This is a genomic window from Streptomyces sp. NPDC005393, assembly GCF_040606675.1.
In the GTDB taxonomy this organism is placed as follows: domain Bacteria; phylum Actinomycetota; class Actinomycetes; order Streptomycetales; family Streptomycetaceae; genus Streptomyces.
The window spans coordinates 50061-72910 of record NZ_JBEXFG010000036.1 but is presented as its reverse complement, the minus strand read 5'-3'; the positions used below and the strand labels follow the sequence as shown (position 1 = coordinate 72910).

General features: G+C 71.7%; 19 protein-coding genes and 1 pseudogene. 11 read left to right on the top strand and 9 right to left on the bottom strand.

What is annotated here, in order from left to right; translation table 11 throughout:
* Positions 1-274 precede the first annotated feature (274 nt).
* The 8 genes and pseudogenes from ABZS71_RS25915 to ABZS71_RS25880 form a co-directional block, all read right to left on the bottom strand.
* Positions 275-470: pseudogene (locus ABZS71_RS25915) on the bottom strand (SDR family oxidoreductase); the annotation flags it as partial.
* A 101-nt stretch (positions 471-571) separates the two neighbouring features.
* Positions 572-1435, bottom strand: a complete 864-nt coding sequence (gene fdhD / locus ABZS71_RS25910; protein WP_356213979.1) for a formate dehydrogenase accessory sulfurtransferase FdhD — start codon at positions 1433-1435, stop codon at positions 572-574.
* Positions 1436-1440: 5 nt separating this feature from the next.
* The gene (locus ABZS71_RS25905) at positions 1441-2313 is read right to left on the bottom strand and encodes a 2Fe-2S iron-sulfur cluster-binding protein (RefSeq protein ID WP_356213977.1); all 873 of its coding nucleotides are present in this window, start codon (positions 2311-2313) and stop codon (positions 1441-1443) included.
* On the bottom strand, positions 2310-4148 hold the full coding sequence (locus tag ABZS71_RS25900; protein ID WP_356213975.1) for an NAD(P)H-dependent oxidoreductase subunit E: 1839 nt from the start codon (positions 4146-4148) through the stop codon (positions 2310-2312). Before ABZS71_RS25900 ends, ABZS71_RS25905 begins: the two co-directional genes overlap by 4 nt.
* 2 nt (positions 4149-4150) lie before the next feature.
* Positions 4151-6100, bottom strand: coding sequence for a molybdopterin-dependent oxidoreductase (locus ABZS71_RS25895; protein WP_356213973.1), 1950 nt, complete (start codon positions 6098-6100; stop codon positions 4151-4153).
* 27 nt (positions 6101-6127) lie between these two features.
* Positions 6128-7126 (bottom strand): 2-dehydropantoate 2-reductase, encoded by a 999-nt coding sequence (locus tag ABZS71_RS25890; protein ID WP_356213971.1) that lies wholly within the window; start codon positions 7124-7126, stop codon positions 6128-6130.
* A 159-nt stretch (positions 7127-7285) separates the two neighbouring features.
* Entirely contained in the window at positions 7286-7408 is a 123-nt protein-coding gene (locus ABZS71_RS25885; RefSeq protein WP_355843241.1) for a hypothetical protein, read from the bottom strand.
* On the bottom strand, positions 7405-8793 hold the full coding sequence (locus ABZS71_RS25880; RefSeq protein ID WP_356213969.1) for an OFA family MFS transporter: 1389 nt from the start codon (positions 8791-8793) through the stop codon (positions 7405-7407). Before ABZS71_RS25880 ends, ABZS71_RS25885 begins: the two co-directional genes overlap by 4 nt.
* A gap of 126 nt (positions 8794-8919) precedes the next feature.
* Between ABZS71_RS25880 and ABZS71_RS25875 the strand changes: the two genes are divergently transcribed.
* On the top strand, positions 8920-9597 hold the full coding sequence (locus ABZS71_RS25875) for a GntR family transcriptional regulator (RefSeq protein WP_356213967.1): 678 nt from the start codon (positions 8920-8922) through the stop codon (positions 9595-9597).
* 42 nt (positions 9598-9639) lie between these two features.
* Here the strand turns inward: ABZS71_RS25875 and ABZS71_RS25870 are convergent, their stop codons facing one another.
* Complete coding sequence (locus ABZS71_RS25870) at positions 9640-9897, bottom strand: ribosomal protein L7/L12 (RefSeq protein WP_356213965.1); 258 nt, start codon at positions 9895-9897, stop codon at positions 9640-9642.
* Between the two features lie 144 nt (positions 9898-10041).
* Between ABZS71_RS25870 and ABZS71_RS25865 the strand changes: the two genes are divergently transcribed.
* The 10 genes from ABZS71_RS25865 to ABZS71_RS25820 all read left to right on the top strand — a co-directional run bounded on the left by ABZS71_RS25865 (position 10042) and on the right by ABZS71_RS25820 (position 22771).
* Complete coding sequence (locus tag ABZS71_RS25865) at positions 10042-10374, top strand: hypothetical protein (protein ID WP_356213963.1); 333 nt, start codon at positions 10042-10044, stop codon at positions 10372-10374.
* A 21-nt stretch (positions 10375-10395) separates the two neighbouring features.
* Positions 10396-10704 (top strand): pore-forming ESAT-6 family protein, encoded by a 309-nt coding sequence (locus tag ABZS71_RS25860; RefSeq protein ID WP_355842969.1) that lies wholly within the window; start codon positions 10396-10398, stop codon positions 10702-10704.
* Between the two features lie 44 nt (positions 10705-10748).
* The gene (locus ABZS71_RS25855) at positions 10749-11144 is read left to right on the top strand and encodes a DUF6507 family protein (RefSeq protein ID WP_356213961.1); all 396 of its coding nucleotides are present in this window, start codon (positions 10749-10751) and stop codon (positions 11142-11144) included.
* Positions 11141-13420 carry a hypothetical protein gene (locus ABZS71_RS25850; RefSeq protein ID WP_356213960.1) on the top strand — a complete coding sequence of 760 codons (2280 nt, stop codon included), beginning with the start codon at positions 11141-11143 and terminating at the stop codon, positions 13418-13420. The genes ABZS71_RS25855 and ABZS71_RS25850 overlap by 4 nt, the downstream gene beginning before the upstream one ends.
* A 200-nt stretch (positions 13421-13620) precedes the next feature.
* Entirely contained in the window at positions 13621-14421 is an 801-nt protein-coding gene (locus ABZS71_RS25845) for a hypothetical protein (RefSeq protein WP_355842962.1), read from the top strand.
* Positions 14421-14705 carry a hypothetical protein gene (locus ABZS71_RS25840; protein ID WP_356213958.1) on the top strand — a complete coding sequence of 95 codons (285 nt, stop codon included), beginning with the start codon at positions 14421-14423 and terminating at the stop codon, positions 14703-14705. The genes ABZS71_RS25845 and ABZS71_RS25840 overlap by 1 nt, the downstream gene beginning before the upstream one ends.
* A 35-nt stretch (positions 14706-14740) precedes the next feature.
* Entirely contained in the window at positions 14741-16075 is a 1335-nt protein-coding gene (gene eccD / locus ABZS71_RS25835) for a type VII secretion integral membrane protein EccD (protein ID WP_356213956.1), read from the top strand.
* 35 nt (positions 16076-16110) lie between these two features.
* Positions 16111-17328 (top strand): type VII secretion protein, encoded by a 1218-nt coding sequence (locus ABZS71_RS25830; RefSeq protein WP_356213955.1) that lies wholly within the window; start codon positions 16111-16113, stop codon positions 17326-17328.
* Positions 17325-21350: a type VII secretion protein EccCa gene (eccCa, locus tag ABZS71_RS25825; RefSeq protein WP_356213954.1), complete on the top strand. Its 4026-nt coding sequence runs from the start codon at positions 17325-17327 to the stop codon at positions 21348-21350. Before ABZS71_RS25830 ends, eccCa begins: the two co-directional genes overlap by 4 nt.
* Positions 21347-22771, top strand: a complete 1425-nt coding sequence (locus tag ABZS71_RS25820; RefSeq protein ID WP_356213952.1) for a DUF6177 family protein — start codon at positions 21347-21349, stop codon at positions 22769-22771. The genes eccCa and ABZS71_RS25820 overlap by 4 nt, the downstream gene beginning before the upstream one ends.
* Positions 22772-22850: the final 79 nt, after the last annotated feature.

Below are 22850 nucleotides of genomic sequence, written 5' to 3'. Positions count from 1 at the left end.
AGTCCAAGCACACCTGCTCGAACTCCTCGGCATCGACGAAACCAGACCCCGCTGGCTGGAGACCTAAAACCCCATGTGCGAAGTCACCGGCTAGCGCGCCGCCCACGCGCGGGCCCGGCCGGCCCACGGCGGACTGGCCCGCCCGGGACGGTGGCGGCCTCACCATGACGGCTGCCCGCGCCCCGGGGTGGGGGCAGCCCCACGCCACCACGGAGCCCCGGCCATCCACGTGTTCGGCTCGGTCGGCTCGGTCGGCCGGGCCTTGGACGGGCGGTCAGGCCGAGGAGCCACTGTCCACCACCAGATCGGTGCCGACCGCGGTGCCCGCCGCGGGTGAGGTGAGATGGAGCACCGCGGCCGCTACCTCCTCGGCCGCCGCGACCCTGCATGCGCTCGGTGCGGTCGGACGCGGTCTCGCCGGGCCGCAGCGACATGGGGGCGTCGGAGGCGCCGGGGCTGACCGCGTTGATCGGGGGAAGGGACGGACACAGGGTGACGGGAAGGGACCGGCCGGCGCAGGGGGCGCTCCCCGCCGGCCGGCCCGCCATCCCGTGCAGCGGGCGGACCGGCGTCAGGTCCCGCCGACCGCTGTCCGCAGGGCGAGCCGGTGCTCACCCGCGTACACGTTCATCGAGGTGCCGCGCAGAAAGCCGACCAGTGTCAGACCCGTCTCCGCCGCCAGATCCACGGCCAGCGAGGACGGCGCCGAGACCGCCGCCAGCACCGGGATCCCCGCCATCACCGCCTTCTGCGCCAGTTCGAAGGAGGCGCGGCCGGAGACCAGCAGAACCGCCCCGGACAGCGGCAGCAGCCCCTGCTGGAGCGCCCGCCCGACCAGTTTGTCCACCGCGTTGTGCCGGCCCACGTCCTCCCGTACGTCCAGCAGCTCGCCGTCCGGGGTGAACAGCGCCGCCGCGTGCAGGCCCCCGGTCCGGTCGAAGACGCGCTGCGCCGCTCGCAGCCGGTCGGGGAGGGCGGAGAGCGTCCGCGGGTCGATCCGGACCGGGGTGTTCTCGTCGTCCTCGCCGTCCCCGAGCGCCCAGCGCGCCGTCGTCCGTACCGCGTCCAGGCTGGCCTTTCCGCACAGGCCGCACGACGACGTCGTATAGACGTTGCGCTCCAGGGTGATGTCGGGGACGGGGACGCCGGGCGCCAGCTTCACGTCCACCACGTTGTAGGTGTTGGAGCCGTCCTCGGTCGCGCCCGCGCAGTAGACGATGTTCGCCAGCTCGTCCGCGTCCCCGAGGACGCCCTCGCTCACCAGGAAGCCGGCGGCGAGCGCGAAGTCGTCACCCGGCGTGCGCATGGTGATCGCCAGCGGTTTGCCGTTGAGCCGGATCTCGAGCGGCTCCTCGGCCACGAGGGTGTCCGGACGCGTGCTGACCGCGCCGTCCCGGATGCGGATGACGCGGCGTCGCTCGGTGACCCGTCCCATGTCGATCAGTCCCGGTTCTGTGCGTGGTTCTGTACGTGTTGATAGCCGAAACGGCCCTTGATGCAGAGGTTGCCGTGGGTCACCGGGTTGTCGTGCGGTGAGGTGACCTTGACGATCTCATTGTCCTGCACATGGAGTGTGAGGTTGCAGCCCACGCCACAGTACGCGCACACCGTCGTGGTCTCGGTCTGCGCCGACTCGTCCCAGGTACCCGCCGCCCGCATGTCGAACTCCGACTTGAAGCTCAGCGCGCCCGTCGGGCACACCTCGATGCAGTTACCGCAGTAGACACACGCGGAGTCGGTGAGCGGCGCGTCGTGCTCGGTGGAGATACGGGCGTCGAAGCCGCGGCCCGCGACCGCGATGGCGAAGGTGTTCTGCCACTGCTCACCGCATGCGTCGACGCATTTGTAGCACATGATGCATTTGTCGTAATCCCGGACATACAGGTCGTTGTCGACCTTCGGCTCCTCGTCCACGCGGGCGGCCTCCGCCCCGAAGCGGCCGGGCTCCGCAGCGTACTCCTCGATCCATTCGGCGGCGCGCGGCGTCGTCGACAGATCGGTCGAGGAGGCGAGCAGCTCCAGGACCACCTTTCGGCTGTGCCGGGCCCGGTCGCTGTCCGTCCGCACCTCCATCCCCGGCTCCACGCGGCGTGAGCAGGCGGGGGCGAGCGTGCGGGCGCCCTCCACCTCGACCACGCACACCCGGCAGGCGTTCTTCGGGGCGAGCGTGTCGCCCTGGCACAGGGTCGGGATGTCCTTGCCGGAGGCGCGGCACGCGTCCAGCAGCGTGGTGTCCTCCGGGGCGCGGACCGGCTCGCCGTCCAGCGTGAAGTCGACCAGACGGCGCGGGGGTCGCAGCGGGATCGCGGTCACTTGAAGGCTCCCAGACGGTCGATGGCGGACTCCACGGCGTTCCAGGCGGTCTGGCCCAGACCGCAGATCGAGGCGTCCCGCATGGCCTGGCCGACCTCGCGCAGCAGCGCGATGTCCCCGGCCGCGGCGGCGCCCGTACGGTCCTTGATCCGGTGCAGCGCCTCCTCCTGCCGTACGGTGCCCACCCGGCAGGGGACGCACTGGCCGCACGACTCGTCGCGGAAGAACTCCGCGATGCGCAGCAGGAGGCGAGGCAGCTCCACGCTCTCGTCCAGGACCAGCACCACCCCGGAGCCGAGGGTGGTGCCCGCGGCGCGCGTGCCCTCGAAGGTGAGCGGGATGTCCAGCTCGTCGGGGCGTACGAAGCCGCCGGCCGCGCCGCCGAGGAGGACCGCGCGCAGGGTCTCCGGCGCGCCGGCCAGCTCCAGCAGCTCGCGCAGCCTGGCCCCGAACGGCAGCTCGTAGATGCCGGGGCGGGCGACCGCGCCGGATACACAGAAGAGCTTGGTGCCGGTGGAGGTTTCGGTGCCGGTGCGCGCATAGGCCTGCGCGCCCTCGGTCAGGATCGGCACCACATTGACCAGCGTCTCCACATTGTTGACCGCGGTCGGCTTGCCGAACAGCCCCTTCTCGACGGGGAACGGCGGCTTGCTGCGCGGCTCGCCGCGCCGCCCCTCGATCGAGTTGAAGATCGCGGTTTCCTCGCCGCAGATGTACGCGCCCGCGCCGCGCCGGATCTCGATGTCGAAGGCGAACCCCTGGCCCATGATGTCCTCGCCGAGGAAGCCGCGGGCGCGGGCCCGGTCGGCGGCGGTGCGCAGCCGGTGCAGGGCGCGGGGGTACTCACCGCGCAGGTAGAGATAGCCGCGGTGGGCGCCGGTGGCGTAGGCCGCGATGGTCATGGCCTCTATAAGGGCGTACGGATCGCCCTCCATCAGGACCCGGTCCTTGAACGTCCCCGGCTCGCTCTCGTCGGCGTTGCAGACGAGGTAGTGCGGATGGTCGGGCTGCTGGGCGGTGGCCGCCCACTTCCGCCCGGTCGGGAACGCGGCACCGCCCCGCCCCACCAGACCCGCCTCGGTCACCTCCCGGATCACCCCGGCGGGGCCGAGCGCGAAGGCGCGGCGAAGGGCGGCGTACCCGCCATGGGCGCGGTAGTCGTCGAGCGAGGCCGGGTCCACGACGCCGACGCGGCGGAGCAGGGTGAGCCCGTCGCTCCCCGCCTGCGGTACGGCGACCGCGACGGGCGGCTCGGGCGCCGCCTCCTTGGGCGCCCGCGCCGCGTCGGCGACGGCCGCGGCGGTGGCGGGCGCGACGACGGCGGTCGCCGGGGTCTCGCCCGCGCGGATCGCCAGGGCCGCCGGGGCGCGTTCGCACAGGCCCAGGCACGGGCTGGGCTGCCAGACGGCGCCGGACGCGGCCGCGCCCGCCGGGCCGAGGGTGCGCTCCAGACCGGCGCACACCTCCGCCGAGCCGCGCGCCGCGCAGGCGAGATCCGTGCAGACGTGGACGACGGTCGCCGGGCGGGGTTTCACCGCGAACATCGCGTAAAAGGTCGCCACGCCATAGCCCTCGGCCGGAGGGACCGTCAGACGGCGGCAGAGGTAGTCGAGCGCGCCCTCGCTGATCCAGCCGACCCGGTCGTTGAGCACGTGCAGCCCCGGCAACAGCAGATCGCGCCGCTCCCGCGCCGCGCGGCCGCCGCGCGCCCAGCGCAGATCGGTGTCCGTACGGTCGTCGGCGCCCTCCCACGCCGACTCGGGCGGGCCGAGCAGCCCGTCGACCGCCGCCCGCTCCTCGTCGGTCGGCTTGCTGTCGCCGAAGTGCAGATCCACGGTCAGCTCCTCATGGCTGTGACGGGAAGCTTCTCGATCCGGATGGCCGACGCCTTGAACTCCGCCGTCCCCGCGATCGGGCAGTTGGCCTCGATCGTCAGCGAGTTGGTATCCACCTCGTCGGGGAAGTGCATGGTCATGAAGGCCAGCCCCGGCCGCAGTCCCGGATCGATCCACACCGGCGCCACCACCGACCCGCGCCGCGAGCTGACCCGCACGCGCTCGTCCGCCGTCACGCCGTAGCGGGCCGCGTCCTCCGGGCACAGCTCGATGTACTCGCCGCGCCGCAGCGGGGAGGCGAAACCGCCGCTCTGCACCCCGGTGTTGTACGAGTCCAGGCGGCGTCCGGTGGTGAGCCGGATCGGAAAGGCGTCATCGGTCAGGTCGACCGGCGGATCGTGTTTGACCGGGCCGAAGGCGGCGGGCGCGCCGCGCCGCGCCGGGTCGGTCTCCCACAGCCGGCCGTGCAGATAGCTGGGTTCGAGCCGGTCCGTGCTCGGGCAGGGCCACTGGATGCCCTGGTGCTCCTGGAGGCGCTCGTACGTCATCCCGAAGTGGTCCGGGGAGACGCCGCGCAGCTCGTTCCAGACCTCCTGCGCGTCGGCGAACTTCCAGTCGTGGCCGAGCCGCCGGGCGAGGTCGCAGATGATGTCGATGTCCTCGCGCGCCTCGCCCGGCGGATCGACCGCCTTGCGCACGCGCTGGACGCGCCGCTCGCTGTTGGTGGTCGTGCCGTCCGTCTCGCACCACGCGGCGGTCGCGGGGAGCACGACATCCGCCAGTTCGGCGGTCCTGGTGAGGAAGATGTCCTGGACCACCAGATGGTCCAGGGACGTCAGCCGCCGGATGGCCTGCTCGGTGTCGGCCTCGGACTGGGCCGGGTTCTCGCCGATGCAGTAGACGGCGCGCAGCGCGCCCGACTCCATCGCCTCGAACATCTCGGTGAGATTGAGCCCGTAGCGCGGCTGGATGACCACGTCCCAGGCCTGCTCGAACTTGGCGCGCGTGGGCGGGTCCAGGATGTCCTGGAAGCCGGGGAGCCGGTTGGGGATGGCGCCCATATCGCCGCCGCCCTGCACATTGTTCTGGCCGCGCAGCGGCTGCAGCCCGGAGCCGTACCGGCCGACGTGGCCGGTCAGCAGGGAGAGATTGATCAGCGCCCGGACGTTGTCCGTGCCGTTGTGGTGCTCGGTGATGCCGAGCGTCCAGCACAGCTGGGCGCGCTCGGCGGTGGCGTAGGCGTGCGCGAGGTCGACGATGGCCGCCGCCGGTACGCCCGTGACCTTCTCGGCGGCGCTCAGGGTCCAGGGCTCGACCTCGGCCGCGTACTCCTCGAAGCCGCTTGTGGCACCATCGATGAAGGCGCGGTTGGCGAGGCCGGAGTGGATGATCTCGCGGCCCACGGCATGGGCGAGCGGGATGTCGGTGCCGACATTGAGGCCGAGCCAGCTCTCCGCCCATTCGGCGGTCGAGGTGCGGCGCGGATCGACGGCGTACATCCGGGCGCCGTTCCGTATGCCCCGCAGCACGTGCTGGAAGAAGATCGGATGCGCGAAGCGGGCGTTGGAGCCCCACATCACGATGAGGTCGGTGTCCTCGGCCTCCGCGTACGACGAGGTACCGCCGCCGGAGCCGAAGACGGCGGACAGGCCGGCGACGCTGGGCGCGTGACAGGTGCGGTTGCAGGAGTCGACGTTATGGGTGCCGATCACCACACGGGTGAACTTCTGTGCGACGTAGTTCATCTCGTTGGTGGCGCGGGCGCAGGAGAACATGCCGAACGCGTCGGGCCCATGGGCCGCCGTCGCGGCCGTGAACCCGGCGGCGGCCCGGCTCAGCGCCTCGTCCCAGGTGGCGCGGCGGAGTTCACCGCTCGCCGGGTCCCGTACGAGGGGGTGGGTCAGACGCGGGTACTGCTTCTGCTGTCGGTTGCGAGAGCGGTTACGGGCCACGACGGGCTCCTTACAGCGGTCACGCCGTCAGGCGGCGTCCGGAAGGCCGGCGCCCGTGCTGGTCGCCGCCAGCAGGTCGGCGAGGGCGTGCACGGCGCGCAGGGTGGGCACGGGGATGCCGGTGAGACCGGCGAGTTCGACGACGGCGGCGAGCAGTACGTCGAGTTCGAGCGGCTTGCCCTTCTCCAGGTCCTGGAGGGTGGAGGTCTTGTGGTCCCCGACGCGCTCGGCGCCGGCCAGCCGCCGTTCGACGGAGATGGCGGGGCGGCAGCCGACGGCGGCGGCGACCGCGAGCGTCTCGCGCATCATCGCCTCGACGAGCGCCCGGGTGTCGGAGTGGCGGCAGATCTGGCCCATGGTGGCGCGGGCGAGCGCGCTGATCGGGTTGAAGGAGATATTGCCGAGCAGCTTGATCCAGATGTCCTCGCGCAGATCCGGCTCGACGGGGCATTTGAGCCCGCCCGCGCGCATCGCCTCGCTGAACTCCGCGCAGCGCCGCGAGACGCCGCGGTCGGGCTCGCCGATGGCGAAGCGGGTGCCCTCCAAGTGACGTACGACGCCGGGGGCCTCGATCTCGGTGGCCGCGTAGACCACGCAGCCGATGGCGCGTCTTCGCGGGAGTACGGCCGACACGGAGCCGCCGGGGTCGATGGACTCGATCCGGTGGCCGGCCAGCGGGCCGTCGAGCCCGTGGAAGTACCACCAGGGGATGCCGTTCTGGGCCGCGATGACGGCCGTACGGTCATGGAGCAGGGGGTGTACGAGCGGCCCGCACGCCGCGTACGAGGTGGCCTTGAGGCCCAGGAAGACGTAATCGACCGGGCCGATGTCGGCCGGGTCGTCGGTGGCCGCCGGGCGCGCGGTGAAGTCGAGGTCCGGGCGGGAGCTGCGCACCACCACGCCGTCCCGCCGCAGCGCGGCCAAGTGCGGGCCACGGGCGAGCAGATGGACCTCGGCGCCCGCGCGGTGCAGGGCGGCTCCGACGAAGGCGCCGATCGCACCGGCGCCGACAACTGCGACTTTCACGGTGGGACTCTCCGTTCGGTTGAGGGGACCGAGCGTTTGAGCGTTGTGCGACGGGAACCAGGTCATCCAGCCATCGTCGACAGAATATTGAATACAGTATGCTTCCGGAGGGGGTCAAGGAGTCGTGCGACCCCTCAACCCCCCTCGGCTCAGCCCGGCTCAGCCCGTGAAGAGCTGAGTGGCCTTGCGGACGAGCTCATAGACCCCGTAGCCGAAGGGCAGGACGACCCAGGCCCAGACGGCGACGGTGAGCGCGGTGCGGTTCCTCATCGTCCCGGTCATCGGCCGGCTCCCTTCTCGGCGGTCACGGCATCGACGGGCCCCGCCTCGGCGACCGGCTCGTGGTAGCGCGGATGGACGGGCCGTACCAGCTCATTGGCGAGGAAGCCGACGATGAGCAGCGCGATCATGATGGTGAGGGAGAGGGAGTAGAGACCCGGGCCGGTCTTCCCCGCCGCCTCCTGGTGGTCGGCGACCTTGTTGACGATGAACGGACCGAGGACCCCGGCCAGGGACCAGGCGGTGAGCAGCCGTCCGTGGATCGCGCCCACCTGATACGTGCCGAACAGGTCCTTCAGATACGCCGGTACGGTCGCGAAGCCGCCGCCGTAGAAGGAGAGGATCACCAGCGCACACACCACGAACAGCGGCTTGGAGGAGTCCCCGATCCGCGCGATGGCCAGATACATCAGCGCGCCCGCGCCCAGGTAGATCCGGTACATGTTCTTGCGGCCGATGAGGTCGGAGGTGGACGACCACAGCAGCCGCCCGGCCATATTGGCCGCCGAGAGCAGGGCGACGAAGCCGGCGGCGGCCGAGGTGGTGACGGGGGTTCCGGTGTCCGCGAAGTAGTCGGTGATCATGGGGGCGGCCTTCTCCAGGATGCCGATGCCCGCCGTCACGTTCATGCACAGCACGACCCACAGGCACCAGAACTGCGGCGTGCGGATGGCGTTGCGCGCGGAGACGTCGGCCGCGCTGACCAGACGGCCCAGCGTGCGCGGCGGTTCCCAGCCGGCGGGCCGCCAGCCCTCGGGCGGCACCCGCACCAGCAGTACGCCGAGTGACATGAAGGCCGCGTAGGTCACGCCGTGCACCAGGAAGGTGGCCGCGATGCCACCGCTGTCCGTGCCGAAGTGCTCCAGCAGCCGGGTGGACCAGGGGGAGGCGATCAGCGCGCCGCCGCCGAAGCCCATGATGGCGATGCCGGTGGCCATACCGGGCCGGTCCGGGAACCACTTCATCAGGGTGGAGACGGGGGAGATGTAGCCGATGCCCAGCCCGATCCCCCCGACGAAGCCATAGCCGAGGACGACCAGCCAGTACTGGCGGGTGGCGGCGCCGAGCGCGGCGATGAGAAAGCCGGAGGAGAAGCAGACCAGCGAGACGAACATCGCCCAGCGCGGACCGTTGCGTTCGACGAGCGTGCCGCCGAAGGCGGCGGACAGGCCGAGCATCACGATGCCCAGCTGGAAGGGGAGCGCGCTGGCCGTGCCGGAGAGGCCGAGGGAGGACTCCAGCGGCGGCTTGAACACGCTCCAGGCGTACGCCTGGCCGATGGCGAGATGGACGGACAGCGCGGCGGGCGGCACCAGCCATCGGCTCCAGCCCGGTGGGGCGAGGGTGCGGGAGCGGTGGAGTGGGCCCGGACGGTCGGTGGAGAGCATGCCCGGACTTTAAGGATTCAACAACGGTGTGACCAGATGTCAGACGCGAGTCCGTGAACAGTATGGGTAGACTGTAGACAATAACCAATCCGGGAATCCGGCGAACGCCGACCCAGAGGGGGCGCGATGCTGTCCAAGGGACTGCCGCAGGGTGCGGTGCCGAAGCTGGAGCGGCCCGGTCCGCTCCGTGAGCGCGTCTACGAGGCGCTGTTGGAACTCATCACCACGCGCGCCCTCCGCCCCGGCCAGCATCTCGTGGAGAGCGAGCTCGCCGGCCATCTCGGCGTCTCCCGCCAGCCGGTGCGCGAGGCGCTCCAGCGGCTCAATACCGAGGGGTGGGTCGATCTGCGCCCCGCCCAGGGCGCGTTCGTCCACGAGCCCACCGAGGAGGAGGCCGATCAGCTCCTCACCGTCCGCACCCTCCTGGAGGCCGAGGCCGCGCGGCTGGCCGCCGCGGGCGCCGGCTCGGCCGGGATCGCGGTGCTGGAGGAGTTGTGCGCGAAGGGCGAGCGCGCGGTGCTCGACGACGATGTGGACGGTGCGGTCGCCATGAACGCCGAGTTCCACGCCAAGGTGATGGAGCTCGCGGGAAACGCGGTCCTGTCCGAGCTGGCCGCCCAGGTGGACCGCAGGGTCCGCTGGTACTACACCCCGGTCGCCCGCCAGCGCGGCAAGCAGTCCTGGATCGAGCACCGCGAGCTGATCGCGGCCATCACCGCCCGCGATGAACAGCGCGCCACCGAGGTCATGCGCGCCCACACCGAACACACCCGCCGCACCTACCACGAGCGCGAGCGGTCCTGAGCATCACCTCTGCGTGGCGCCGAGCATCATTTCCGGGCGGCGTCACGTCCGCGTCGCGTCCAGGCGCTCGACCGTTTCCTTGGCCTCTTTCAAGCCGGCGTCGGTGAGCTGTCGGTAGACCTTGATGGCCTCGATCTTCTTTCCCTCGCGCAGGAGGGCCGTCACCCGCTCCAGTCCGGGCTCGGTCGCCTCGATGCCCAAGTGATCGAGGATCAGGTCCAGTTCGCGCTCGACGCGGTCCGCTCCGCGCTGGAGGCGCTGGATCCTGGACTCCGTAGTGGCCGGGGCGGGTGCGGCCACCGGGGGTTGTTACGGGATGGGCGGACGACTGTTACGGAGCGGTTGAGAGACTGTCGGTGGTCCGGGTCATACTGGGTTGAGCGGGATCCGAAACGGGAGCATGGATCCGGGAACGGCACGGGACTATCCGACGGGGGTGGGTTTGTGAAGTTCGATATGGGCAGCTCGGCGCTGTCGACGCTGGTGGGGCAGACGTCCGGGTCGAGTGACGATCTCGGGGGGCTGATCCGGCAGTTGATCGCCGCGGCGCAGCCGTTGGAGGGCCGCTTCAACGGTGCGGGCAAGGCGGCGTTCGATGAGTTCAAGCGGAATGCGGACGAGATCACCGCGGCCTTGAACGGTTCGCTGCGGGACATCCTGGGCGGGCAGTCCGGGATGGACAAGGCATTCGGCGGCGGCGATGTCGAGTCGGCGGACAATGCGCGGCAGACGATGGCCGCGGCCAATTTCGACGCGGCCCGTTTCACCGGCCGCTGAATCTCACGGGGGTGATGAGCGATGGCGAATCAGGATCGGCGTAGCTACGACACGGGTGCCTCGAGTGAGGTGCAGGGGAGCCTCGGCGGGATCATCGGTCAGTTGGAGCGGGTGCTCACGGACCGGGACCGCGCGGTGAAGGCGGCGATGGCGGACTTCACGGCCGACGGTGTGGCGGATGAGTACCACGGCAAGGAGGCGCGCTGGAACAAGTCGGCGGCCGAGGTGCGGCAGATCATCCACCTGGTGAAGTCCACGCTGGAGAAGAACGACGGCACCGCCCAGCAGACGCTGTCCAGGGCGAAGTCCGCGGTGGACGCCATCGGGTGAACAGGCGTGGCGCCGCGCGCCGTTGAGGCCGAAAGGGGGACGTGGTGGGAAAGCCGCGGAACGGCTGGGACATCGACACCGGTGGCGTGAAGGGTGTCCTGATCAAGACGGGAAATGTCGCCGACGACATCGAGGGGCAGGCCAAGTCCTACGGGACGAATCTGGAGAGCGCGGCCACGTCCGCCGGGACGCTGAGCATGGGTGGCGAAAGGCCCGAAGGCGGCCCGGTGGGCGCGGCCTTGGCGGAGTTCGCGCAGAAGACCCAGGACGACATCAAGTACGTGGCCGCCCGTGCGGGCAAGTCGATCAAAGGGACCGTGGACGCGACAACCGCCTATATCGACGGGGACCTCGGTATGGCGGCGGACGCACAGCGCGAGGCGCTCAAGGCCCCTGATCTGAACCCCGGCGGAAAAGAGCACCAGAACGGTCCGAAATGATCAAGCCCGAGGACGTACCCGAGTTCACGGGCAATCTGGAGCAGTTGGAGAAGGATTCGCCTGCGCTGGCGAAGGACGCCGGGGATATCCGTAAGACAGGTCAGGGGATTCATGACGAGTTCCAGGGCCTGTCGGCGTACTACACGGCGCCGGAGGCGGAGCGGCTGTTCGCGACCACCAAGCCGGTGAAGGAGAAGGCGGACGGGTTCGCCACCAAGCTGGAGTCGGTGACCCGGGCGTTGAACGCGTACGCCACCGAGGTGCGTCCGATCGTGGAGCGGCTCAAGCGGCTCAAAGCGGACGCGGCGCAGTTCGTCAAGGACTGCGGGGACGGGGACGACTGGAAGTACGACGGGGACAAGATCCAGCGCAACAACGACCTGATGCATGACGTGGCCTCGGCCACGGCCGCGTTCTGGGATGCCGAGCGGCGGGCCGCCAACACGATCAGCGCCCTGGTCGGCGGCACCCGCTGGACCCTGGACGACGGCTCTCACAAGCCGGGCATGTACGGCTACAAGGCCGACGACCTCGGCCACGCCGAGGAGACGCCTTGGGGCACCCAGGAGTCCGAAAAGCACCATGTATGGGAGGTCGGTCACTGGATCAAGAGCTTTGTGTGGGACGGGTTCATCGTCGACGGCGTGTGGGGCACCCTCAAGGGGCTGGGGACTCTGGTCGGATTCGGCGGCTGGGAGGCATTCAAGGGCGCCTGGACGAACCTGGGCAAGCTGGCGGTGGGCCTGTCGTTGGGCCCGGCGCTGTGGGTGACCCCCGACAGCATGCTGCCGGGCTTCCTCAAGGACAGTAAGCACGCCGTCATCGAGACCGGCAAGGCGCTGGTGGCGTGGGACGAGTGGAGCAAGAACCCGGCCCGCGCGGCGGGAGCGGTCACCTTCAATGTGATCACGGTCATCGCCACGGACGGCGCGGGCGCGGCCAGCAAGACCGGCGCCGCGGCGAAGGCGATCAGCGCGGCGGGCAAGGTCGGCAAGATCGTGGACCCGATGACCTACGTCCTCAAGGGCGCGGGCATGGGACTGGGCAAGCTCAAGGTCGGCGACCTGCTGAGCCATCTGAAGAATCTGCACGCCGGCCGCGGTCTCGAACTCCCCGACGGCTCCTTCAAACTCCCGGACGACACCGTCTTCCACCCCGACGGCTCGGTCAAGCTGCCCGACGGCAACATCCTGCGCAAGGACGGGGCTCTGGTGCGGCCCGACGGCACGGTCGTCGACAAGCCCATCCCGTCCGAGCTCTCCGCCGCCGACCGCGAGGCGCTCCAGCGCCTCGGCCACGAGCTGCAACAGGCCCAGCAGCCGGAGCTGGTGCACGCGGGCGGACCCGGCCACGAGGCGGGGCGGGTCGGCGACGATCTGGGGCCGAGGGCGAGCCATGAGCCGCCGGCGGGCACCGGAGGCCATGACCAGCCCGGCGGAAGCGGCGGGCACGGTACGGGTGGCGGCCATGGCGGGCAGCCCTCCGTCCACGAGAGCGGCACCCCCGGCCATGAGCCGTCGGCAAGCGGTGGCGGTGGCGGTGGCGGTGGCGGTGGCCCGCACGACCCGGGCGGTCCGGGCGGCCCGCACGACCCCGGCGGCCCGCACGACGGTCTCCCGGCGGAGGAGCCACGGCCGTTCGAACGCGGCGGCCGCACCGAGGAGCTGATTCGTGATCAGCTGCGAGGCTCCAAGGTCAAGTCGGCCGACCTGGACAGGGTGCTGGATAACCTCTCCCGCGATCCGGCGGGACAGGGGATCGCCGATTCGATCGCGTCCGGTCGGTACAAGGACTCGTACGGTTACCACCAGGTGATCTCCAGCATGGCCAAGCCGAACATGATGAGCGGGGCCGTGGACCAGTTCCGCCTCGCCGACCGGTTGCACGCCCAGGGGATCCATGACATCTCGTTCGAGGCGAAGGGCGGCTTCGAGATCGAGCCCGGTGTCAGCTGCGAGCAGGGGACCGACCTGGACGTGCTGGCTCGCGGCCACGACGGCACGACCTACGGCTACCAGTTCAAGGAGGTCAGCAATCCTAAGAAGGTGGTCAAGAAGATCTTCGAGAACATGAAGCAACTCACCGGCTCGCACGCTGATGTGCAGACGTTCGTGGTCGACACGAAGGGTACGTTGGCGGACCTCAGCGCCGATAACATGGCCCGGCGGTTGAACGAGATTTACGGCACGCGTAACGTGCAATTCATTATTCGCGTCGAGGACGGAAGTCTGATGATTCCCCCTGGTGGTAAGTTCATGCCTGGAGGAGCGCCGTGATCGCTTCAACGCCTATTGCCCGATGGACCTGGGGGCATGAAGGAGAATCCGAGGACTGGATCGAGAAGAGCCTCTCGGGTGTCCTGAGTGCTTTCTCTGTCTTGGCCAGGTACGGACTTGCCGTCGGCCGCCCCCGGGTACACGTTTCCATCCCGGAGGCCGGAAATCCGAAAAACTACCTCTTCCGGGGCGACCTCGAAGTGGACGACGCTGTCGGGACGCGCCTGATCGCCCAGGTCAAGGGGGCGCGTCGGCCCGGTGAGCTTGGCGCCGTGGAAGCGGACATCTCCTGCCCTGGCGTATGGCTGAGCGAGGACGGCGCGGAGCATCGCGAGGAGCGCATGTTCACGCTCGGTACGTCCGTGATGCTCGGCTATTTCACCGTGTACCTTGCGACGTTCTCCGACGCGTGGCTGCCGTACGACCTGCGCGGCCGAAAGCAGGAGGCCGTCCACGCCGCGAACTACCCGCGGCTCGCGGCGGCGCTGAGGGACATGTCGGAGCTCATCGGCGACGACACCGAGCCGGACGACCCCAGCTGGTTCGGAAAACCGACCGAAACCGGAGTCGACAACTACTTCGAAGACGATGGTTCCGCTTCAGATGTCTGGGGGAGCTTTGAAATCCCCTATCGAAACCGGGTCTTTTACCACGGGTCGGGTCTCGGTGGGGACGGATACGCGAAGACGGCAAACGGACAGGTCGAGTACGTCGCGGTCGCCGGTGAGCACGGCGTCCTCGGCTACCTGTGGGCCGCGGACGCCGAGGGCGCGGCCAGCTATGAACCCCGTGACGCTGCCGAGGACGCGGGCTATCAAGCCGGACTCCGCTGGCTGGAACGGCTCCGGGAGGCAAAGGAGCACGGGCTGTCGCCCTCGGCGGCTCTCGTCGAGCTCTCCCGCGACCCGGGAGACCATCGGATGGGCCGGGTGGTCCCCGGTTCCCGTACGACGGCCCCGGACCTCGCGACCGTGCGCGAACTCGCAGAGCGTGAGGGCTGATGGCACGGGAGTACGACAACCAGCTGCTGGAGTCGGTGTCGGTACGGCGCCGGCGGATCCGGGACGCGTTGCTGTACGGCGCGCAGCGCGGGCGGCGTTCGGCGGATGAGAACCTGGGGAAGATGTTCGCGGGAATAGCGATCGCGGCGGTGCTGTGCGCCGGGTGCGTGGGGTGGTCGTTCATCTCCGACAAGATCGGCAAGCAGGGCAGTCCGGGGCCGGGCGTGAGCACGCCCGCGCCGACGGCCGTGAAAACCGAGATGAGAAGTTCGGCGGAGTGGTGAACGTGGGGGCGGCGAAGCAAACGCGGCGGACGGAATTGAGCCGGGTCACCCTGGTCGGGGACCGGCGCAGGGTGGACATCGTGCTGCCCGCCGACGAGCCGGTCGGCCGGCTGCTGCCGGAGGTGCTGCGACTGGTCGACGACCAGGTGCCGGAGCGGCCGATGCTGCGGCATCTCGTCACCGCCGACGGCGTTGTCCTGGGTCAGGACGCCACGCTCGCCTCCGCGTCGATCCCCGACGGGGCGGTGCTGCGGCTGGTGCGGGAGCGGGATGTTCCGGCCGCGCCCGTGGTGCACGACGTCACCGACGAGGTGGCCGAGAATCTGGACGTACGGGCCTGGCGGTGGTCGGCGGCAGCGCGGCAATGGACCGCGAGCGCCGCGACTCTCGCGCTGGCGGTCGCCGTCGGGCTGCTGGCGCGCCGCAGCCTCTCGGACTCCGGCGTGGCGACGGCCCTGACGGCGGCCGCCGCCCTGATGGCGCTCGCCGGGGCCGGGGCCGCCCGCCTGCGCAACCGGGAGCTGGGCACGACGCTCGTGCTCACCGGCGGTGCGCTCGGGGTGCTCGCCGCCTGGGCGGCCGCGGACGCCCACGGGTGGGGCGGGGCGGCCCGGCTCGCCGGGGTGGCCGGGGCGGTCGCGGTGACACTGCTGCTGCTCGGAGTCTCCTCGGCGGTCGGGCGAGGCGGGCTCGTCGGAGCCGGGGCCGTCGTCGTCACCGGCGGGGTGTGGGAGCTCGTGGGCGCGTTGCAGGACGGTGCCCATACGGATGGCGGGCAGGCACGGTTGGGCGCGGTGCTCGCCGTGGTCTCCGTCGTCGCGCTCGGGCTGTTGCCCCGGATCGCGCTGACGGCCGCCGGGCTCACCGGGCTCGACGACCGGCGCTCCGGCGGCGCCTCGGTCAGCCGGCACGAGGTCGAGACCGCGCTCGCCGCGACCCATCGGGGGCTGGTGCTCGCCGCGGTCGTCACGGCCGTGTCCGCCACCGCCGCCGGGCTGCTCGCCGTCACCGACCCCTCCCCATGGACCGTGCCGCTCACTGTCGTCCTGGCCGTCGTGCTGCTGTCCCGGTCGCGGGCGTACCCGCTGGCGGCTGAGGTGGTGGCGCTGCTCGCCGCGGCCATGGTGCTGCTGGTCCGCCTGGTGGTCCTGTGGATCGACGCTGTCGACGGAAAGCCGTACGGGCCGCTGGCCGCGCTCGGCGTCGCCGCACTGCTCCCGCTCGGCGTGCTGACCGTACGGCCGCCCGAGCATGTCCGCATCCGGCTCCGCCGGGTCGTGGACCTGGTCGAGGCGGTCGGGGTCGTCGTGCTGTTCCCGCTGGTCGTCGGGGCGTTCGGCGTGTACGAGCGACTGCTCGACGCGTTCTGAGACCGTTGCCCGTTACGAGCCGAGGGAGAACCGCCATGGGTGGAGGTGATTGGCAGGGCGAGCTGCTCCGTCAGCTGCGGGACGCGCCCGCCCCCAAGGCCGGACCGGGAACCCGGGCCGCTCCGGGAGCCGAGGCCGTACCGGGGAACGGGAAGAGCGACGCCGGGATCCGGAGCGCCGCGGGCTCCGACGGCCCCCGGCCCGCCGACCCCCGGCGCTCCGACGCGCCCGGCACGCCCGGCACGCCCGCGAAGCCCACCACACCCCCGAGACCCACCCCCGCTGACCGGAGCCCCCAGCCGCGCCCCCGCCATCTCCCCGCCCCCACCCCGGTACCGCCCATCGACCCCCGCCTCGCCCTCGCCCAGGGCAAGCCCCGCAGCGGCGATCCGGTCAGCCGACGCGCCGGGCGCACCCTGCGCCGGCTCGTCGCCTCGTCCGCCTCCCGTGAGGTGGAGGAGGCCACCCAGGTCGCCCAGGCGTTGCAGCAACCGGTCACCACCGGGCGGCAGATCGCCGTCACCAGCATCCGGGGCGGCGCGGGCAAGACCACCGTCGCCGCCCTCCTCAACCTCACCTTCGCCCACTACCGTCAGGATCCGGTCCTCGTCTTCGAGGCGGACCCCGCGCTCGGCACCCTCCCCGTCCGGCTGGGCGCCGAGTCCGTCCGCTGGACGTGCGGGGACGTGGCCCAAGTCGTCACCCCGGCCATGCAGTTCGCGGAGATCAGCGGCTATCTGGTCCAACTGCCCGAGGGCGGCTGGCTGCTGCCCGGCAGCCAGGGGAAGATCGGCACCCCGCTGGACATCCCCGCCTACCGCAGCGTGACGATGGCGCTGCGCCGCTACTTCGGCATCACCGTGGTCGACTGCGAGACGCTCCCCGGCGAACTCGCCCGTACCGCCCTGGACACCGTCCAGGCCCGGGTGCTGGTGGCGCCCGCCACCGTGGAGGGCGTGGCGAGCACCCGCACGGTCCTGGACTGGATGGCGGCGGTGCCGCGCCCCATGCTGCCCGGGACGGTGGTCGCCCTGACCGAGTCCTCGCCCGACACCGCGATCGACATGGACATCGCCCGGCGACATCTCGGCGAGACCGGGGTACTGGTGATGACCGTCCCCTATGACCGCCACCTGGCGGCCGGCGGCGCGATCCGGACCGAACTGCTGGCCCAGTCCACCCGGCTGGCCGCCGGACGCCTCGCCGCCGAACTGCTGGACCGAGCCGTACGAGACAGGGGAGGACAGCGATGACGATCCGTCTCGTCCATCGGCCCGCCCGGACCACCCGCCCCCTGCCCGAGCCCGAGGCGCGCACCATCGAGGCGCCACCGAACCTCCCGGAGGGCAAGGCGGCCGGCGCTGCCATGTCGCTGCTGCCGATCGCCGGGGTGATGAGCTCGGTCGTCATGATGACCGTGCTGCGCAGCGGCCAGTTCGCGGCCATCGGTGCCCTGGTCCTCGTGGTCACGGTGATCGGGGCCGTCGGTCTGCTGTTCTCTCAGCGCGGACGGGCCCAGCGCACCCGCCGCCAGCAGCGCGAGCGCTATCTGGAGTATCTGGAGGAGCTGCGCGACGAGCTGACCGCCGAGGAGCGTGCCTGGCGCGGCACCGCGCGGGTGCTGGACCCGCCGCCGCAGGCGCTGTACGACATCGCGCGCGACCCGGCCCGGCTGTGGGAGCGGCGCCGCACCGACCCCGACTTCCTGCGGGCCCGGATCGGGACCGGCGAGATGCCGCTGCGCCCGCTGACCGTGAGCCGGCAGGCGGGCAGCGTGCTCACCCCGCCCGACCCGTTCATGCTGAACGAGGCCGGGGCCCTGGTCAGCCGCTACGGCATGGTCACCGATCTGCCGCTGACCGTGCCGCTGGACCGCGCGGGCAATGTCAGTGTCGTGGGGGAGCGGGCCGCGGTGCTGCGGGTCGTTCGCGCCCTGCTCGTCCAGACCGCCGTCGGCCACGCCCCGGACGATGTCGACCTCGCCCTCGCGGCCCCCGGCGACCGGCTGGAGGAGGACTGGGCCTGGCTCAAGTGGCTGCCGCACATCCTCGACCCCGAGGAGCGGGACGGCCCGGTCGCCGCCCGCCGTATCGCCCCCGACCTGGTCCAGCTCGCCCGGCTCCTCGGCCACGACCTGCGGCAGCGCGCCGCGTATGCCGCCGAGGTACGGCGCGGCCTGTCCGGCAAGGACGCCCTCGGGCTCACCGGCCGCCTGCTGGTCATCAGCGACGCGTACGGGGAGGAGGCCGGCGAACTGCCGCGCCCCGACGAGGCCGTGGCCGCCCACGACATGGGCGTCACCGTGCTGCACCTGGTCGCCGAGCGGGTGGCCGAGCCGGGCGAGGTGTCGGTCCGCATCACCGTCCACGACGACGAGGTGACCGTCGAGGATCTGCGGGGCGAGCGGCCCGTCACCGCCCACGGGACCATCGACGACGTCACCGCCGCCGGGGCCGAGGGCCTGGTGCGGATGCTGGCGCCGCTGCGCCTGTCGGCCGAATCCCTGGGGGACGCCCCGCTGTCCGGGCCGGTCGACTTCGCCGAGCTGCTGGGGATCGAGGACCCGGGCGCCATGGACCTGGCCCGCGCCTGGGCGCCGCGCGGCGAGCGCTCCTTCCTGCGGGTGCCGATCGGCATCAGCGACGGGCACGAGCCGGTGCTGCTGGACCTCAAGGAGTCCGCCGAGCTGGGCATGGGCCCGCACGGCCTGTGCGTCGGCGCCACCGGTTCGGGCAAGAGCGAGCTGCTGCGCACCCTCGTCCTCGCCCTGGTGGCCAGTCATCCGCCCGAGGACCTGGCGCTGGTGCTGGTCGACTACAAGGGCGGCGCGACCTTCGCTCCGTTCGACGGACTGCCGCATGTCGCCGGTGTCATCACCAACCTCGAGAACCAGGTCGGCCTCATCGAGCGCGTGCACGCGAGCCTCGCCGGCGAGGTCAAACGCCGTCAGCAGGTGCTCAAGGACGCGGGCAACGTCGCCGACATCTCGCAGTACGCCGCCGTACGCGACTCGTCCAGGCCCGATCTCGAACCGCTGCCGCATCTGTTCGTCGTCATCGACGAGTTCGGCGAACTCATCACCGCCAAGCCCGACTTCATCGACCTGTTCCTGTCCATCGGCCGCATCGGCCGCAGCATCGGCGTCCATCTGCTGCTCTCCAGCCAGCGGATCGAGGGCGGCAAGCTCAAGGGCCTGGACACCTATCTCTCCTACCGCCTGGGCCTGCGCACCTTCTCCGCCGACGAGAGCCGCACGGTCCTCGACACCACCGACGCCTTCTACCTGCCGCCGCTGCCCGGCTTCGGCTATCTCAAGGTCGACACCACCGCGTACGAGCGGTTCAAGGCGAGCTATGTCTCCGGCCCGTACCGGGGGCCCGCCCTGTGCAAGGCCGAGGACACCGGCCCCGCCGCGCTCCCGTACCCCGCCTACAACACCCTCGCCGAGCCGGACGACGCGCTCCCCGCCGGGGACGACACCCCCGGCGTGAGCAAGCGCAAGCGCGACCCCGGGCCGACCGTGATGTCGGTGATGGTTGATCAGCTCCGCGCCGCCGCCCACCCCGTCCGCCGGATCTGGCTGCCGCCGCTGCCCGCCGCGCTCGCGCTGGACAGCGCGGCCGGCCCGATCGAGGTCGACGCGGCCCGCGGCATGCAGCTCGCCCGGCGCCCCGGGATGATGAAGGTGCCGCTCGGCCTGCTCGACGATCCGGGGCGGCAGTGGCAGGGGGAGTGGGTCCTGGACCTGACCACCGCGGGCGGCCACGCCGCCGTCATCGGCGGGCCGCAGTCCGGCAAGACGACCCTGCTGCGTACCCTCGCGCTGTCCCTCGCCCTCACCCACACCCCGCGCGAGGTCGGCATCTACGGCCTCGACCTGGTCGGCGGCGGACTGCAGGCGCTCGCCGCGCTGCCACACGTCGGCGGCGTCGCCGGGCGGGCCGACCGGGAGCGCGCCACGCGCACGGTCGAGGAGGTGCGCGGCATGCTGGACGCCCGCGAGGAGATCTTCCGCGAGCACGGCATCGACTCCGTGGAGCGGCTTCGCGAGCTGCGCGCCACCGGAGCGCTGCCCCAGCTGGCCTCCACCGAGATTGTGCTGCTGATCGACGGATTCGGGGCGCTGCGCGACGACTTCGAGGCCCTCGACGACCCCGTGGGCGATCTGCTCAAGCGCGGCGGCGGCTACGGCATCCATGTCGTGGCCGGGATGCTGCGCTGGAACGACGTCCGCATCGGCCATCAGTCGACCTTCGGCACCCAGGTCGAGCTGCGGCTGAACGACGCGGGCGACAGCGGCATCGACCGCAAGCTCGCCGAGACCCTCACCCCCGACGACGCCGGCCGCGCGCTGACCGACCGCAAGCTCTTCGCACAGATCGCCCTGCCCCGGCTGGACGGCAGCGGCGCCACCGCCGATCTGGGCACGGCCGTCGATCAGGCCGCCAGGTCCATCAGCGCGGCGTGGGCCGGGGAGACGGCCCAGCGGGTGCGGGTGCTGCCCGCGCGGGTGCCCGCCGAGTCGCTGCCCTCGGTGGCCGCCCAGCCGCGCCGGGTGCCGATCGGCGTCGACCAGACGGCGTTGGCGCCGGTGCTGCTCGATCTGTTCGAGCGCGACCAGCATCTGCTGATCCTCGGCGACAACGAGTGCGGCAAGAGCAATCTGCTGCGGCTGATAGCCCAGGGGCTCGCCGAGCGCCACTCCGATGAGGACCTCGTCTTCGGGATCATGGATCCGCGGCGCGGTCTGCGTGAGGTGGTGCCCGAGTCCTACCAGGGCGGATACGCCTACAACTCCCGGATCTGCGAGGGTCTTGCCGCGGGCATCGCCAACGAGCTCGCCAAGCGGATGCCGGACGAGACCACCGGCCACCAGACGCCGGCATCGTCATCGGGCTCGGCATACAGCGGCCCCCGCATCGTCATCCTCGTCGACGACTACGACATCCTCTCCACCGCGGGGCAGCAGCCGCTCGCTCCCTTCCTCCCGTATGTGCCGCACGCCCCCGACATCGGGCTGCACTTCGTCCTCACGCGGCGAGTGGCCGGGACGTCCCGGGCCCTGTACGAGCCGTTCCTGATGAACCTGCGGGAAAGCGGCACCTCGGCGCTGGTGATGACCGGCGACCGGACGGAGGGCCAGCTGTTCCCCGGGGTGTACGCGTCCGCCCAGCCGCCGGGGCGCGGGCTGCTGGTCCGGCGGGGCGAGCCGAACCGCCTGATCCAGACGGCATTCGTACAGCAGGCACAGGAGCCGGAGGACAACGGTCGATGACGAAGGACGTGATCGCGCTCACCGAGCGGATGCCCGATGTGTGGAGCATCCTCGCCGGACTGCTCGCCGGAGGGCCGGACCTGGAGGTGCGCTCGGCCGGAGAGGGCGCGGTGATCCAGCTGTGCGACGAGGCCGGCCGCCCCCTGGTGTCCATCGAGGCACCGCTGCTGGTGCGGGTGGCGGGCGAGACGGCCCGGCTGCTCGGGTCCGAGGCCGCTTGCATCGGGACGCCCGTGTGGTGGACGGAGGCCAGGGCGGCCACGGGGGTGAAGCGCGCCGAGCTGCTGGCCGGATCCTTCGCACGGCGGCTGGCCCATCTGCTCGGCGGCTCGGTCTGGCCGCCGGACGCGGCGGCGCGAGCGGACGACCCGGAGACCGGCGCGGACGCCGCGGCCGTCACCCCCTCCGCGACACCGGCCGCTGCCCAGCCCGCCGTCGACGTCCTCACCCACCGGGCGGCCGTGGTCCTGCAGGACCGGCCGGTCGTGGCCATGACGGCCTGGCTGTCCGACGCCCTGCGGGCGGCCGCCGTCAGCGACCGCGGCCTGCAGATCGTGACCCCCGCGGCCTCCCGGCTGAGCCTCCCCACCCGACTCTCGCTGTCCGGGCTGCCGTCCCGGTGGGTGGTCCAGGACGAGGAGAGCGGCTACTACGACGGGCTGTCCGGCGCGCTGCTGCGCTGGCACGACGGGGCATTCGCCCCCGTCGAGGCGGACCCGGAGCAGACCCCGGTCGCCCGGGCCTTCACCACCGGCGTCGAGGACACCGGAGAGCGCCAGCTGGCCCTCTCCTTCCGCACCCTGCACCCCGCCGACGAGCGGCTGGTGCTCGGCGGAGCGCTGGAGGCCGCGTGGGAGGCGCTCACCGGCGGGCCCCCGGCCGGCTGGAGCACCGCCGAGCCCGTCAACCTGCCGTGGTCCCGGCGCGCGCTGACCGAGCTGGCCCGCGACCGTGCCCCCGAGTCCACCTGGCTGGTCGTGGCGGGCGGCCCCGACCGCCCCGCCGTCGCCACGCTGCGCGTCGACCGGACCGCCCAGGGCGTCGAACAGGATGTGACGCTCGCCGTCGGGTACGCCGCCGACGAGACCCCGCCGCTGGACCTCCTGCCCGAACTCGCCGGCACCCTGGTGGGCGAGCACCGGCTCCAGTCCCTGCTGGCCCAACTCCGCGCCGCCCGCCGGGATCTGAGCCTGCCCGCCCGCTTCGAACCGCCCGCCGTACCGGTCGGCTTCGCGCTCGGCGCGGACGAGGCCCAGGAGATCGGCCTGACCTTCGCCCGGCGTACGCCGCTGCCCGCCGCCCCCGTTCCGCTGGGCACGGCCACCCGCCCCGGATTCTTCTATCCGCTCGGCGACGGCAGCTCGGCCTCCGGCTGGGCGCTTTTCGAACAGCTCATGCGCCATCTGCGCCAGATGGACTGACGGGGGCCCGACTCCTCTTTGTCCTGCCGCAGGAGAAAGTCTGCACGGATTGCGGCGCAACTTCTTCCCACTCCCGACA